Source organism: Mycobacterium sp. NGS33, from assembly GCF_059812885.1.
The window spans coordinates 68,440-81,960 of sequence record NZ_JCALDN010000005.1 but is presented as its reverse complement, the minus strand read 5'-3'; the positions used below and the strand labels follow the sequence as shown (position 1 = coordinate 81,960).

The following is a 13,521-nucleotide window of genomic DNA, read 5'->3' as shown; positions in this document are numbered from 1 at the left end:
CGTGCTTCGTGGATTATTCTTCGCCGGAGCAATCGCAGTGGGAATTGCGGGGATGCCCGTGGCCGTGGCGGCTCCGTCAACGACGACGACGACCACAACGTCGCCGTCGCCCACCAGCGGGGCCAGCGCCTACTACCCGAACTGCAGGGCGGCCTGCGCGGCGGGTGTCGCGCCGATCTACCGCGGGCAGCCCGGCTATCGAGCCGGCCTCGATCGTGACAACGACGGCATAGCCTGCGAGGTGTGCCACTAGTCCGTCGAAACCCGACGCGGTGACGGCGTTAGTCCGCAAGAAAGACGGCACCAGCGAGTCGCAGGACGCCGACATCGAGGTCGGCCAGCAGGCCCATCGCTTCGAATTTTCGGCCATCGCGCAGTCCACGGTTGATGAGGTCCTCTTCGTCAGCAGCGCCGGCCGCTGCTTCGTGATCGGGCCCTGAGCCCGAATCCGGGCCTCAGCGTTTCGTTGGCCGCCGGCTCACCGGGGCGGTGAAGCCTTCGGTGTCGTCGAAGAATGCCCACTGGCCGTCGTCGTTGACCTCCATGCGCCAACCCAACTCGGTGTTGCCGCCAACGGAGTTGACGAACCAGGCGTACGCGGCCTCCGCGTTGGCAAAACTCTTCGTCGCAACGACCCGGCCCCGTGGGTCGATGACGCGAAACGCAGGCATGGGATCTAAGTATCCCTGCCTGGGAGTTTTCAATCCCGGAAATGGCTTATTTGCCGGTAAACCCCGGGTTACACCGTGCGGGCCAGCCGGTGAGCGAGTATCTCGGCAAACCTCGCCGGATCGTCGAGCGCGCCGCCCTCGGCGAGAAGCGCTGTGCCATACAGCAATTCCGCGGTCTCCGCGACCGAGGGATCGTCGCTGCGGTCCTGGTGCGCTTGGCGCAGACCGGTGACGAGCGGATGGTTGGGATTGAGTTCGAGGATCCGCTTCCCCACCGGAATGTCCTGCCCGGAAGCGCGGTAGATGCGCGCGAGCGCAGGCGTGATCCCGAAGGCGTCGGTGATGAGGCAGGCCGGCGAGTCCGTCAGCCGGGTAGACAGCCGAACTTCCTTGACGTGGTCGCTCAGGGTGTCCTTGAGCCAGGTCAGCAGGTCGGCGAACTCCTTTTGCTGCTCCTCGCGCTCAGCCTCGCTCTGCTCGCCGTCGGAGCTGAGGTCCACCTCGCCCTTGGCGATCGACTGCAGCGGCTTGCCGTCGAATTCGGTCACGGTTCCCACCCAGACCTCGTCGACTGGGTCGGTGAGCAGCAGCACCTCGTAGCCCTTGGCCTTGAACGCCTCGAGGTGCGGCGATTTCAGGATCTGCTGGCGCGACTCGCCCGTGGCGTAGAAGATCTGCGTCTGGCCGTCCTTCATCCGCTCCACGTATTGGGCGAGCGTGGTGGCTTCCTCGTCGCTGTGGGTCGAGGCGAACGAGGAGATCTGCAGCAGCGTCTCCTGGTTGTCGAAGTCCGACAGCAGGCCCTCCTTGACGACCCGGCCGAATTGGGTCCAGAAGGTGCGATAGTCCTCGGGGCGCTCGGACTGCAGATCCTTGATCGTGGCGAGGACCTTCTTGGTCAGTCGACGCCGAATGGCCTTGATCTGCCGATCCTGTTGCAGAATTTCGCGGGACACGTTCAGCGACATGTCCTGCGCGTCAACGACACCCTTGACGAAGCGCAGGTATTCGGGCATGAGCTCGTCGCAGTCGCCCATGATGAACACGCGCTTGACGTACAGCTGGATCCCGGTCTGGGCGTCCCGGTTGAACAGGTCGAACGGGGCGTGCGACGGGATGAACAGCAGCGCCTGGTACTCGAAGGTGCCTTCGGCCCGCATCGCGATGACCTCGAGCGGGTCGTCCCAGGCGTGCGCGATGTGCTTGTAGAACTCCTTGTACTCCTCTTCGGAGACCTCTTCTTTGGGCCTGGCCCACAGGGCCTTCATCGAGTTGAGGGTCTCGGTCTCGACGGTGACGGTCTCCTCGCCGCCCTCCTCGCTCGCCGGTTGCCGTCGCTCCACCTGCATCCGGATGGGCCACGCGATGAAGTCGGAGTATTTCTTGACCAGGCTCCTGATCTTGAACTCCGCGGTGTAGTCGTGCAGCTCGTCCTCGGCGTCCTCGGGCTTGAGGTGCAGGATGACCGACGTTCCTTGCGGAGCGTCGTCGACCGATTCAATGGTGTAGGTGCCCTCGCCGCTGGATTCCCATCTGGTGGCGTCGCTCTCGCCGGCCTTGCGGGTGAGCAGCTCGACCTTGTCGGCGACCATGAAACTCGAATAGAAACCGATCCCGAACTGGCCGATGAGTTCCTCGGAGGCCGCTTCGTTCTTGGCCTCGCGCAGTTGCTTGCGCAGCTCCGCGGTGCCGGACTTGGCCAGCGTGCCGATCAGATCCACCACTTCGGCGCGGGTCATTCCGATGCCGTTGTCACGGATGGTCAGGATGCGCGCGTCCTTGTCCACGTCGATCTCGATGTGCAGGTCGGAGGTGTCGACGTCGAGGTCCTTGTTACGGAACGCCTCAAGCCGCAGCTTGTCCAGCGCGTCGGAGGCGTTGGAGATCAACTCCCGCAGGAACGAATCCTTGTTGGAGTAGACGGAATGGACCATCAGATCCAGCAGTTGGCGAGCCTCTGCCTGAAACTCCAACTGCTCGACGCGCGCGTTCATGGCTTCTCCTACATCTCCTTTCCAAAGGACAGTGACGTCTCAAATTTACCGAGCCGCCCACTATTGGTGTTGTGGACCCGTCCACTCACGCGTCGAGCGCCTCTAGGCTGAACGCATGTCTGTTGCTCAACGCGAACGTGCCGCCCTCGTGGAAACCATGCGCGGCGTCGGGCCGGACGCGCCCACGCTGTGCGAGGGATGGAAGACGCGGGACCTGGCCGCACACCTGGTGATCCGCGAGTACCGCCCCGACGCCGCGCCCGGCATCCTGATCCCCTTCTTCGCTTCCCACACCGAGAAGGTGCAGAACCAGGTCGCCGAGCGCAACGAGTGGGAGGAGCTGGTGGGCAAGCTCGCCGCCGGCCCGCCGGTCTACTCGCCGCTCAAACTGCTCGACCCGGTGGCCAATGTGGCCGAGATGTTCATCCACCACGAGGACGTGCGCCGCGCGCAGCCGGACTGGCAGCCGCGCTCGCTGGAGCCGGCCCTGAGCAAGATGCTGCGGCGCACCCTGCCGTTGATGGCCCGGCTCACCCTCGCCAAGGTGCCCGGCCGGGTGGCGTTGCGGACCTCGGAGGGCAAGACGGTGCTCACCGCAGGCCAGGGGCCGGCGGTGACGGTGACCGGCGCGCCCGAGGAACTGTTGTTGTTCAGCGTGGGACGGCAGGCCAAGGTCGACTTCGACGGCGACGCCGCGGCGGTGCAGGCCGTGCGCGATGCGCCTAAAGGGTTATAGGTCCGGCGATCGCGGCGGCCGCTCGCGGGCCGTTGAGGAGGCGTAACCGAATTTCCGGACGCGGGTCACCCGAAGGCCGCCCGCAGCTCTTTCTTGATCACTTTGCCGAATTGATTGCGCGGCAAGGTCTCGACGACCACCAGGTGTTCGGGGTGCTTGTATCGGCTGAGGCCGCGTGATTGGCAATGTCGCACAAGGGATTCCAATGACACGCCGTCGGCTGTCGCGGGCACCACGACCGCACACACGCGTTCGCCGGTCCGGGGGTCGGGAATGCCGATGACGGCGACATCGGCGACGGCGGGATGGGTGGCGAGCGCATTCTCGATTTCGAGCGCCGAGATGTTCTCGGCGTTGCGGATGATCGCGTCCTTGGTACGGCCGGTGACGCGGACATTGCCGTTGGCGTCGATCATGCCGAGATCGCCTGTGCGCAACCACCCGTCGCTGTCGAACGCATCGGCGTCAAGTGCCGGGTCGGCGTAGCCGAGGAAGCACTGGGGTCCCTTGAGCCGCAGCTCGCCTTCCTGCCCGGCGGGCACTTCGGCGCCGCGGCTGTCCACCGCGCGAACCTTGACCCCGGGCACCGGCGGCCCGACGGTGTGGTCGAGCACCTCGGGCGCGGCGGTCAACGACGGCGAGGTCGCGCACGGAAACTCGGTCATTCCCCAGGCATTGGCGATGCCGGCCAGGCCGAAGGTGTCACGAACCTGGCGGCTCAGTTCGGCGGTGACGGGCGCCCCTCCGGCCAGGCAGCCCCGGAGGGAAGGAAACAGCGGCCGATCGGGTTGGGCCCGTTGGGCTTCGAGGAATGCGACGAAGAACGGGGTCGCGGTGCCCAGGAACGTCGGATTGTGCGTGGCGATGGCCCACGGCGTGGTGGCCGGATCGAACGTCTCGAACAGGGCCAACCGCATGCCGGTCAGCAACCCGGTGGCCAGCATCGCCGCCCCGCCGATGTGGGCGATCGGGAAGGCGATCGGATCCACGTCGCTACTGTTGGCCCCTACCATGCCCACCACGCCCGCCGAGCCGGCGATCACCGACGTGTCGGTGTGGCGGATCCCTTTGGGGGCCGCGGTGGTTCCCGAGGAGTAGTAGATCCAGCGCGCGTCGTCGGCGGTTCTCGGCGGCGGCGGGAGTGCCCCGGTGTCGCCGCCGGGCAGCCGCAGCCCGCCGGTGGACGGGGGTGTTGCCAAGTCGAGCGTGACGACCTCGAAGCCCCTGTCCCGCGACAATGCCCGGGCCAGCTCACCGTACTCGAATCCGCGCCAAAGCTGTGGCGCCACAAAGACTTCGGCATCGAGTTGGCCGGTGATGAAGCCGACCTCTCGTTCCCGCAATATCGGAATGATCGGGTTCTGCACCGCGCCGAGTCGGGCAAGCGCGGCCATCACCACCATGGTCTCCAGCGTGGTGGGCAACTGCCAGGACACGACGGTTCCCGCGCGAACCCCTCGTTCGGCCAGAGCGGCTGCGGTCGCGCACGCGGCGTCGTGCAGTTGACGCGCTGTGAGGCTGCGCCCGTACTCATCGGCGAGAAGCGGTCGTGGTGATCCTCGCTGCGCCGCCTCGGCGATCAGGGCCCAGAACGTCACCGCGCCAATCCCTTCGGGCTCACCGCGCCGACGGGTCGGTAGTGGGTGGGCGGAATCCCGAGTGCGCGACCGCGACGGATACCCCGGTGCCGATCGGGCCTTTGGCGTCCACCAGGACCGCCGAGCCGCTAGCCACCCCGTCGTGGCTGTGATGCATCAGCGAGGCAAGCCCGATATGGGCGCCCTCGGGCAGCCTGCTCAGCGTGAGCGTGTAGTCGACGTTGATGAACTGCAGGGAGTTGGTGCCCCAGTTGGCAATCGACGCCGTGATGTCACCGGCCATCGCCACGCGGGTGAAGGCGGTAAGCGGGTCGTCGTCGATCAACGGCCGTGTCTCGTGGATCCACGTGTATTTCGAGCCGTCGCCCTCAGGCCAGTCCGGGTCGGGGTTCTGCACGTCGGCGCCCCAGCCGTAGGTTCGCATGAACAGTGTCGAGTAGGCCTCGTCCACCGGGATCGGCGGCATCTGCACCGGTGGTGACCAGACCTGGCCTTCGGGTTGCGCCCCGCGCCGCAGAAACAGCGCGCTCGCCTGCGCCACCGCGGCGCCGTCCTGGGTGATCACGGCCTCGACCAGCCGCAATCGGCGCCGGTCGTGTTGCACCTTCGTGTGCACCTCGAGCGGCGCCAAGGCGGTCGGGCGGGGCAGATCGACGGTCAATCGCGCCGGTTGCAGGTCCGCATCCCCGGCCGCATCCTCGACCGCCCACGCCAAGAGTCCGCCGACGACGTGTCCGCTCAGCGAGGGGCCCCATCCACCCCGGGCGATTTTGGTTGGAACGAGATAGTTTTCGTCGCGGACGAAGTACGGCGCCGGTTCTGCCCAGGAGGCTTCATCCGGCACGATATTGGGCTCGGCCACTGCATGACCCTTCGGCTGATGGGATCGCGGGCTCAGCTGAGGACCGCAACTGTGGATGTTACAGTTGCGCTTCCAGTCGCTGGGTGCGCACCGCGCCGCGACAGTCATCGGTCACCCGATTGCGGCGCCCACCAGATGGCCGATCAGGTAGGTGACGGCCAGCGCGAGACTGCCGCCGACGGCGTTGCGCAGCACCGCCCGGCGCTTGCGGGCTCCGCCCAAGCCGGCCGAGACGGCACCGGTAATCACCAGCGCGACAAGCACGGCCACGACGGTGACGGGGATTCGCCACGTGGTCGGCGGGGCAAGGATCGCGATCAAGGGCAGTAGGGCCCCGACCGCGAACGACAGCGCCGACGACGAGGCCGCCTGCCACGGATTGGTGAGGTCGTCGGGGTTGATGCCCAGTTCGACCTCGGCGTGGGCGAGCAGCGGATTGTGGTCGGTGAGTTCCTCGGCCACGGTGCGCGCGGTCGCCGGCGTCAGGCCCTTGGCTTCATACAGGGCGGCGAGCTCGTCTAGCTCCGCGGCCGGGTCGTCGCGCAGTTCGCGACGCTCCTGGCTCAGCAACGCCTTTTCCGTGTCGCGTTGGGTGCTGACGGACACGTATTCGCCCAGCGCCATCGACACCGCCCCGGCGACCAGTCCGGCGCTGCCCGCGGTCAATATCGGGGCGCGTGCGGCGGTGGCCGCCGCGACCCCCACGACGATGCCGGCGGTGGAGACGATTCCGTCATTGGCCCCCAGGACGCCTGCGCGCAGCCAATTCAATTTCGACGACACCGAACCGACGTGGGGTTCGTGCGGATGTGACGCACTCGGCACGGCCGCAACCATATAGACGAAAACCCTTGCCGACTAGACAACGTAGCCTTCCCAAACCGGCCCGCGCGAAGGGTTGGTTCGCGGCGGCCCGCGGGCAAAGTGCCTGCTGAGCGCCTCTGCCAGGGGCTGCGGCGAGAGGCTGCGCTCGGCTGCGACCACCTGGGTGACGGCCGCGACCAAACGTTGCGCATGGGCGGGTCACAGCCAGTCCATAGGAACGCTATCTAACGTCGGGCTGGTAACGGGGGGTGTTCGAAGGAACTTCCTTGCAAGAAATCCCTAGTGGATAGGTGAAGCATCATGAAGTTGAAGCAACTTGTCGGAGGGGTGACCATCGCCGGAGCGCTCGGCGCTGCGACCCTGGGAATGGGCGCCGGATTTGCCAACGCCGCACCCGGGGCGCCACAGCCTCCGGGTAATCATGGCGGGGCGGCGCCCGGTGGCGGGCACGCGCCCACCGGTCCCAACGATCCGGGCGGTCCCGGCGGTCCTGGTGGTCCCGGTGGTCCGGGTGGTCCGGGTGGACCCGGAGGCCCTGGCGGCCACCCCGGTGGTCCTGGCGGACCGCCGCCTGGCGATCACCCGGGCGGACCCGGTGGACCCGGTGGTCCGGGTGGCCCCGGCGGTCCTGGTGACCACCCGGGCGGCCCTGGCGGGCCTGGTGGCCCCGGTGACCATCCCGGTGCTCCCGGCGGTTTCGGTGGACCGGATCCGCACCCGGGCGGCCCGTGGCACGGAGATGACCACCGCGGCTACTTCCACGGGGCACCGTGGGGCGATGGGCCGGCACCCTGGGGTGCGGGCGAGCCGCCGCGGCCGGCATGGGATCGACCGCTTCCCCCGCCCGGTGGGCGCTGGGACTACGGCCCGATCAACTACTGGGGATACAACGAAACGCCGTACTGGAACCCCGGTTTCAATCAGTGGGGATTTGACTTCTTCGGAGTGTGGATCCCGCTGTGATCGATAACTGACACGACGCCCGCTTCGCCGATTGGCGAGGCGGGCGTCGTCGTTTACTACGTTGGCGCCGAGCGGTTTTCGCTCTCGGCGCTGGTTCTAGCCTTTGATGCCGACGGTCAGCAGGTCGGGCACCAACGCCGTCCACACCGGTCGCGGGATCCGGTGTTGGTCGCTGATCGCGAACCCGGCGTTCTCGAACAACGTCCGCATCTCGGGTGCGGAGGCGTTGTGTTGGGGCTTCCACCGGGAGTTCGCGGAGGACTGCAGCCGCGGTTGCCGCGTGCTCAGCGCCGAGACGGCCACCAGGCCGCCGGGCGCCAGCACGCGGTGGAATTCGCGCAATGCGGCCGGCTGGTCGAAGAAGTGAAAGGCCGAGGTTGTCACGACGGCGTCGAGGGCGCCGTCGTCGAAAGGGAGCTGCTCGGCCGGGGCGCGCATCCACTGCACCCGGTCGGACCTGGCGCGAGCCTGACCGAGCATGCCGTCGGACATGTCGACGCCATAGATCTCGTCGGGCTGCAGTTCACGCTGGATCCGATCGCTCAAAATCCCCGTACCGCAGGCGACGTCGGCGATCTTACGGGCGCCGTGATTGCGCAGTTGGGCGATCACCTCGTCGTGCGGAGGCCGGTACACCCACTGCTGCAAGAACGGCAGATCGTAGACCGGAGCGAGGAAGCTCCATATCCGCGTGACGGCGTCGTTGAGCCCTCGTCGCTGCGGTGCGGTCATCGACAAAGCTCCGAGCTGTAGTAGATCGTGTCGGCCACCGAGACGGAATCGTTGGTCTGCGGAATCGCATCCAGAACGGAGTCGGCCAGCAGCTGAGTCATCCGGACGCCCTCCGATCGCCATCCCAGGTTATCCAGATAGACCGCGACGTCATTGCGCTCGCCCTGATAGCCGAGCTCGCCGAATTCCAGGTCGAAGCCATGCTCACGCCACTTCGCGGTGGCCCTGCGCATCATTTCCTGGGCTTTCTCGGTGTCCACTTCTGACATGTCCGGAATAGCTTCGCACGCCAGCCGGCTGCCGTCAGCGCTGAGCGCGGTGATGTTGTCCAGCAGGCGGTCTTGCGCCTCCGTGGGCAGGTACCCGAAGAGCCCCTCCGCGATCCACGCGGTGGGGCGGCTTTTGTCAAAACCGGCTTCCGCCAACGCCTTTGGCCAGTCATTGCGCAAGTCGACGGCGACGTTACGCAACTGCGCCGTCGGGGCGGCGCCCAGCTCCGCCAGCGTGGCGGACTTGAACGCGATCACCTGCGGTTGGTCGATCTCGAACACGGTCATGTCGGCCGGCCACGCCAACCGGTAGGCGCGGGCGTCGAGACCCGACGCCAGGATCACGGCCTGCCGGATCCCGGAATGCGTGGCGTCGCGGAAGAAGGAGTCGAAGAATCGGGTCCGGGCGGCCATCGCGGCCGGCATGTGTTCGAGCTTCCAGCCGGATTCATGGTCGTCGACGTCTGCGACCGCCAGCTCGCCGGACACCCAGCGCGTGAAGAAGTCCACCCCTACCGCGCGTACCAGCGGTTCGGCGAAGCGGTCCTCGATCAGCGGGGTGTCGGCATTGGTCGCGATCGCTCGGGCGGCCGCGACCATCGTGGCGGTCGCGCCGACACTGGTCGCCAAATCCCAGGTGCCGTTGTCTGTGCGTGGCATGCGGCTACTGTCCCCCTCGGAATCACAGGTTACCTAGCCGGTATAACGAACGACAGGCGCGTGGAGTTCCCACGCTGCCGCCGCGCGGCTGTTTCGCCAGGCCGAGCGTCGCGTCGCCCCAGCGAGCGGGACTTCTAGTGGGGCCCCGGGCGCCCGGGTCCCCCGGGTCCGCCCGGTCCCCCGGGTCCGCCCGGTCCCCCGGGTCCGCCCGGCCCGCCGGGCCCTCCCGGCCCGTTTGCGGCCGGGAGCAGGAACACACATTCGTTCAGCTCGACGCTCCAGCCCCAACCCGGGGCGCATTCACCGTCGGCGCGGCTGATCGCCGGCGGCGCAATCACCGTCACCGGTAACCCGGCCAACACCAGAACGACCGCACCGATCACGCAGCGCCGCAGGTAATGTCTCATCGCCGACCTCACTTCGTCGTTCGTGCAACGCGGGCGGTGACTACTAGTCGCATCGGTCTTACCCGCGAACATCATTGTGCGGCAATCGCCCCGTTAACGTGCCGAATTCGGTGAGCTCGAATGCCGTTGCCGCCCACGCCTTCAGTCGGTTATCAATTCGAACACCGGGATCACTCGATCGGTGCGTTGCTCGTACTCCCCGAACCCGGGTGCGCGTTCGACCACCACCGAATAGACCGAATCCCGTTCGTCGCGCGGGAGTTCCCGCGCTGTCGCCGGTTTCGCCGCCTCCGAACCGATCTCGACAGACACGCGCGGGTTGGCGCGAATGTTGTGCACCCACGCGGGATTGTTGTCCCGGCCCGCCGCGGAACCGACGACATAGATCTTGCCGTCGATATCGAAGTAGGCGACGGGGTTGACACGTTGAGCGCCGCTTCGCGCTCCGGTCGAAGTCAACAGCAGCAGCGGAAAACCCTCGAATTGCCCGCCCACTTTGCCGCCATTGCGGCGGAACTCCTCGATGTTCTGCTCGTTGAATTCACGTTCCGAGCTCAGCGCGTCGTCACCCATTACGCCATCGTGGCATGCGGCGCGCAAGTCGGCCACCTTGCGCCGCAATCACGCTGTGTAGCAAGCAGATTGACTGTGTCGATCACGTTGATGATGGGCAACCGGATGATGATCCCGGGCATACGCATTCAGCGCTTCGAACCGAACACTTGGCGGCGAGTGCGCGCGGTGGGAAACCTGGCACCGCAGCCGCGTCAGCGCCCCCCGGCCGGCGGCGCGGCTTCGACCTTGGTCAGTTCGCTGAGACCGCTGATTCGCAGCACGGACATCAGGATCGGGTTGGCCAGCAGCTCGATGCGGTCGGCGTGGGCGGCCAGAGCGCTGATCGCGGCGCTGTCCAGGTACTCGACCGCGCTGATGTCCACGAGCAGCGCTTCCTGTCCGCCGGTGACCTCGGTGGTGGCGCCGGCCAACGCCTGGTTGAACGTGTCGATATTGCTCAGGTCGATTTCGCCCCCCACGACCAGCACGGTTTTCCCGTCGCTGCCGCGCGCGGTGTCCAGCGTGAGCGGGGTGGTCATCAGGTGATCCTCGCGGATAGGTGAACCGTGGTGCCGTCGTTGTCGGGCCGGATATCGACATCGTGCATGAGGCTTCGCATGAGGGGAATGCCCCGGCCGCGGTGCGGGTAGGACGCGGGTTGTCGGGCCTTCCAGGAGCCGGTGTCGGTGATGGTCAGCTGGACCGCGTCGCCGGTTGCGATCGCACCGAGGCGAATAGTGCCTTGCGGTCTATGTCGATGGCCGTGCTCGATGGCGTTGGCCACGGCTTCCCCGGCGGCCACCAGCACGTTCATTGTCTGGTCGGGGTCCAGTCGGGCCTTGTTCAGCCAGTCGCGCAAGGCGTTGCGGGTGGGGGCAAGCTGGCTGACGTCGGCCGGGAAGTTCAGCTCCAACGGGGCCGGGTGGCGATAGAGCAACAGGACCACGTCGTCCTGGTATCCGCCGCTCGGCGCGACCCGCGACATGACGTGGTTGGCCAGATCGTCCAGTGTCAACGCGCGCGCGTCCTGGGCGGCGTCGGCCACCCGGGAGATGCCGTGGTCGAGCGGGACGCGGCGACGCTCGACCAGGCCGTCGGTGTAGAGCACCAGCGTCGAACGCGCCGGGATGGTCACGCGGGCTTCCGGGCGGGGCCAGTCCCCCTTGACCCCCAAAGCGATGGTGTGACCGTCGTCGAGCATCTGGGTGCTGCCGTCGCTGTGCACCAGGATGGGCGGCGGGTGGCCGGCGCTGGAGTAGACCAGTTCACCGGTGTCGGGAGTGAGCACCGCGCAGACCGCGGTGGTGCATTGCGCGCCGGGCAGCCGCGCGGCGAAGCGGTCCATCCCTGCCAGAGCCGCACCGGGACTTGGGTTTTCGAACAGCAGGGCGCGACAAGCGCTGCGCACCTGGCCCATCACGGTGGCCGCGGCCAGGCCATGGCCGACGCAGTCGCCGACGATCAACGCGATCCGCCCGTCTTCCAGGTCGACGATGTCATACCAGTCACCACCGACCTGCAAAGGCCGTGTGGCGGCCTGATACCGCACCGCGAACCCGGCCGGCAGATCGGCGGGGCCGAGGATCGCGTGCTGCAGGGCCAGTGCGGTTTCGCGTTGCTGGTCGACCTGGTGCACCCGCTGCAGACCCTGGCCGAGGCGGCCCGCCAGGACCGTAAGCAAGGTCTGGTCCTCGAGGGTGAACAGACGCTGCTCGGTCAGATCGATCCAGACGACGAGCACACCGTCGGGATGCTGCAGTGCGATGCCCGCCGTTCCGGGTTGCGTCGCGTAGGAGGTGAGCAGATCGCCGTCGCGCAATGAGCTGAGGGCCTGCTGGGTGCGCGGTGGCAGGTCGGCCCACTGCGCCGGTTCGCCGACCGAAACGACTTGAGGTTCACCGAACGCCCCCTGGGCCGACGAGCTTTGCGTGGGGAAGGTGACGGCCAGAACCCGGCGTGCCCGCCACAGCCGACGCAGTTCCTCGGCGGCGGCGTGCACCGCCTCCTCGACGGTGTCGGCTTGGGCCAATTCCTGGTTGAGCGCGTGTTCGCGGCCCGCGGCCAGCGCCAGCGCGATGGCGGCGTGCCGGGCGAAGTCGCTGACGAGGTCGAGGTAATCGTTGCCGAAGGCCGGCTGGTGCGGGTCGCGTGCGACGGCGATAACGCCGAGCACGGCACCGTCGGCGATCAGGGGCATGACGATCGCCGAGCGTTCGCCGACGTCGGTGAATCCCTCGATCGGGTATTCGAAGGAATCAGTGATCAACGGCAGGCCGCGGCGCGCCACACCGCCGGTGGTCGAGCCGTCCATCGGAACCTGCCGACCAATCACCTCCGAGGAATACCGGCCCGCCGTCGCGGCGACGACCAGGGTGTCAACCTCGTCGACGGGCCGTTCGGGATCCTTGGGCACCAGCAAGATCGCCTGCTCGGCACCGGCCAACTCCAGCGCCCGATTCACGATGAGTTGCAACGGACCCGTCTGCGGGTCGCCGGACAACAGCGCGGTCGTAATCTCACGGCTGGCCTTCGTCCATCTCGCCGATTCGCGTTCTCGTTCGAAGAGTCGGGCGTTGTCGATGGCCGCCGCGGCAGCCGTGGCCATCGCTCGTACGGCGCCCTCCTGGGAGTCGGAAAAGACGCGGCCCGGACGGTCGTCCGCCAAATACAGGCTGCCGAAGTTGGCCGCCCGCACGGTGATCGGGATGCCCAGCAGCGCGTGCATCGGCGGTTGGTGTCCGGCCAGCACCGTGGTGTCGGGATGGCTGTTCAGATCGTCTACCCGCAGGCCATCGCCGACCGGTAGATCGCCGAGCAGCCGTGCAGTAGCAACGTCGATTCCCGCATGCACGAAAGAAACCAGCGTGCCGTCGGCGGCGCGGATGCCCAGCGCGGCGTAGCGGGCGCCGGTCAGCTCCATCGCCGCGTCGAGAACCCGCTGCAGCGTCACATCCAGGTCCAGATCCGAGCCGATCTCGACGATCACCCGCACCAGTTGTTCCATTTGGTCACGCGCCGCCACCAGCTCATCGAGCTGGTCATGCATGCGGCTGACCAGGTCGCGCCGGCCCTGCCAGGTGAAGGCGGAGTCACTCCGGTCGCTGTCCATGGGCAATAACGGTAGTGGGTCGGGTCTAGGGCGATATCTGGAAGGGAACCCTGTGGCCCCGGGCTGGGTTTCCTCGTGCACGAGATGGCGAGTACCCGCCCAGTAGCTGGCCCAACATCATTCGCGCTCACCTTAGGTTG

The 13,521-nt window shown here is 67.2% G+C and carries 15 protein-coding genes; 4 read left to right on the top strand and 11 right to left on the bottom strand.

Features of this window, described 5'->3' with window-relative positions; all coding sequences use genetic code 11:
• Positions 1-52: 52 nt before the first annotated feature.
• Both AC5Y5B_RS12295 and AC5Y5B_RS12290 read left to right on the top strand, forming a co-directional pair.
• On the top strand, positions 53-253 hold the full coding sequence (locus AC5Y5B_RS12295) for an excalibur calcium-binding domain-containing protein (protein WP_500005450.1): 201 nt from the start codon (positions 53-55) through the stop codon (positions 251-253).
• A 19-nt stretch (positions 254-272) separates the two neighbouring features.
• On the top strand, positions 273-440 hold the full coding sequence (locus AC5Y5B_RS12290) for a hypothetical protein (RefSeq protein WP_500005449.1): 168 nt from the start codon (positions 273-275) through the stop codon (positions 438-440).
• Between the two features lie 15 nt (positions 441-455).
• Here AC5Y5B_RS12290 and AC5Y5B_RS12285 read toward each other — a convergent pair whose 3' ends face one another.
• The gene (locus tag AC5Y5B_RS12285; RefSeq protein ID WP_112633122.1) at positions 456-671 is read right to left on the bottom strand and encodes a hypothetical protein; all 216 of its coding nucleotides are present in this window, start codon (positions 669-671) and stop codon (positions 456-458) included.
• Between the two features lie 68 nt (positions 672-739).
• Entirely contained in the window at positions 740-2,665 is a 1,926-nt protein-coding gene (gene htpG / locus AC5Y5B_RS12280; RefSeq protein WP_500005448.1) for a molecular chaperone HtpG, read from the bottom strand.
• Between the two features lie 115 nt (positions 2,666-2,780).
• Here htpG and AC5Y5B_RS12275 point away from each other — a divergent pair, with 115 nt between their 5' ends.
• A complete protein-coding gene (locus AC5Y5B_RS12275; protein ID WP_500005447.1) occupies positions 2,781-3,401 on the top strand; it encodes a TIGR03085 family metal-binding protein in 621 nt (206 codons plus the stop codon).
• A 65-nt stretch (positions 3,402-3,466) separates the two neighbouring features.
• On the opposite strand, the gene AC5Y5B_RS12270 is transcribed toward AC5Y5B_RS12275, so the two are convergent.
• The 3 genes from AC5Y5B_RS12270 to AC5Y5B_RS12260 form a co-directional block, all read right to left on the bottom strand.
• Positions 3,467-4,999 carry a class I adenylate-forming enzyme family protein gene (locus AC5Y5B_RS12270; RefSeq protein WP_500005446.1) on the bottom strand — a complete coding sequence of 511 codons (1,533 nt, stop codon included), beginning with the start codon at positions 4,997-4,999 and terminating at the stop codon, positions 3,467-3,469.
• Between the two features lie 19 nt (positions 5,000-5,018).
• Positions 5,019-5,861: an acyl-CoA thioesterase domain-containing protein gene (locus AC5Y5B_RS12265; RefSeq protein ID WP_500005445.1), complete on the bottom strand. Its 843-nt coding sequence runs from the start codon at positions 5,859-5,861 to the stop codon at positions 5,019-5,021.
• 111 nt (positions 5,862-5,972) lie between these two features.
• Positions 5,973-6,686: a VIT1/CCC1 transporter family protein gene (locus tag AC5Y5B_RS12260; RefSeq protein ID WP_112633148.1), complete on the bottom strand. Its 714-nt coding sequence runs from the start codon at positions 6,684-6,686 to the stop codon at positions 5,973-5,975.
• Positions 6,687-6,986: 300 nt separating this feature from the next.
• Here AC5Y5B_RS12260 and AC5Y5B_RS12255 point away from each other — a divergent pair, with 300 nt between their 5' ends.
• Complete coding sequence (locus tag AC5Y5B_RS12255) at positions 6,987-7,649, top strand: chitin-binding protein (protein ID WP_500005444.1); 663 nt, start codon at positions 6,987-6,989, stop codon at positions 7,647-7,649.
• A gap of 96 nt (positions 7,650-7,745) precedes the next feature.
• Here the strand turns inward: AC5Y5B_RS12255 and AC5Y5B_RS12250 are convergent, their stop codons facing one another.
• The 6 genes from AC5Y5B_RS12250 to AC5Y5B_RS12225 all read right to left on the bottom strand — a co-directional run bounded on the left by AC5Y5B_RS12250 (position 7,746) and on the right by AC5Y5B_RS12225 (position 13,381).
• Positions 7,746-8,381 (bottom strand): class I SAM-dependent methyltransferase, encoded by a 636-nt coding sequence (locus AC5Y5B_RS12250; protein ID WP_112633128.1) that lies wholly within the window; start codon positions 8,379-8,381, stop codon positions 7,746-7,748.
• Positions 8,378-9,310 carry an SAM-dependent methyltransferase gene (locus AC5Y5B_RS12245; RefSeq protein ID WP_500005443.1) on the bottom strand — a complete coding sequence of 311 codons (933 nt, stop codon included), beginning with the start codon at positions 9,308-9,310 and terminating at the stop codon, positions 8,378-8,380. The genes AC5Y5B_RS12250 and AC5Y5B_RS12245 overlap by 4 nt, the downstream gene beginning before the upstream one ends.
• A gap of 134 nt (positions 9,311-9,444) precedes the next feature.
• Positions 9,445-9,717 carry a hypothetical protein gene (locus AC5Y5B_RS12240; protein WP_500005442.1) on the bottom strand — a complete coding sequence of 91 codons (273 nt, stop codon included), beginning with the start codon at positions 9,715-9,717 and terminating at the stop codon, positions 9,445-9,447.
• A 141-nt stretch (positions 9,718-9,858) separates the two neighbouring features.
• The gene (locus AC5Y5B_RS12235; RefSeq protein WP_112633130.1) at positions 9,859-10,290 is read right to left on the bottom strand and encodes a nitroreductase family deazaflavin-dependent oxidoreductase; all 432 of its coding nucleotides are present in this window, start codon (positions 10,288-10,290) and stop codon (positions 9,859-9,861) included.
• A gap of 194 nt (positions 10,291-10,484) precedes the next feature.
• A complete protein-coding gene (locus tag AC5Y5B_RS12230) occupies positions 10,485-10,811 on the bottom strand; it encodes an STAS domain-containing protein (protein ID WP_500005441.1) in 327 nt (108 codons plus the stop codon).
• Positions 10,811-13,381 (bottom strand): SpoIIE family protein phosphatase, encoded by a 2,571-nt coding sequence (locus AC5Y5B_RS12225; protein ID WP_500005440.1) that lies wholly within the window; start codon positions 13,379-13,381, stop codon positions 10,811-10,813. The genes AC5Y5B_RS12230 and AC5Y5B_RS12225 overlap by 1 nt, the downstream gene beginning before the upstream one ends.
• Positions 13,382-13,521: the final 140 nt, after the last annotated feature.

Bases quoted from the DNA above. Each gene is read 5' to 3' on its own strand.
- AC5Y5B_RS12225 (WP_500005440.1), bottom strand. From the start codon at position 13,381: ATGGACAGCGACCGGAGTGACTCCGCCTTCACCTGGCAGGGCCGGCGC.
- AC5Y5B_RS12245 (WP_500005443.1), bottom strand. From the start codon at position 9,310: ATGCCACGCACAGACAACGGCACCTGGGATTTGGCGACCAGTGTCGGC.
- AC5Y5B_RS12285 (WP_112633122.1), bottom strand. From the start codon at position 671: ATGCCTGCGTTTCGCGTCATCGACCCACGGGGCCGGGTCGTTGCGACG.
- AC5Y5B_RS12250 (WP_112633128.1), bottom strand. From the start codon at position 8,381: ATGACCGCACCGCAGCGACGAGGGCTCAACGACGCCGTCACGCGGATA.
- AC5Y5B_RS12275 (WP_500005447.1), top strand. From the start codon at position 2,781: ATGTCTGTTGCTCAACGCGAACGTGCCGCCCTCGTGGAAACCATGCGC.
- AC5Y5B_RS12230 (WP_500005441.1), bottom strand. From the start codon at position 10,811: ATGACCACCCCGCTCACGCTGGACACCGCGCGCGGCAGCGACGGGAAA.
- AC5Y5B_RS12240 (WP_500005442.1), bottom strand. From the start codon at position 9,717: ATGAGACATTACCTGCGGCGCTGCGTGATCGGTGCGGTCGTTCTGGTG.
- AC5Y5B_RS12235 (WP_112633130.1), bottom strand. From the start codon at position 10,290: ATGGGTGACGACGCGCTGAGCTCGGAACGTGAATTCAACGAGCAGAAC.
- AC5Y5B_RS12255 (WP_500005444.1), top strand. From the start codon at position 6,987: ATGAAGTTGAAGCAACTTGTCGGAGGGGTGACCATCGCCGGAGCGCTC.
- AC5Y5B_RS12295 (WP_500005450.1), top strand. From the start codon at position 53: ATGCCCGTGGCCGTGGCGGCTCCGTCAACGACGACGACGACCACAACG.
- htpG (WP_500005448.1), bottom strand. From the start codon at position 2,665: ATGAACGCGCGCGTCGAGCAGTTGGAGTTTCAGGCAGAGGCTCGCCAA.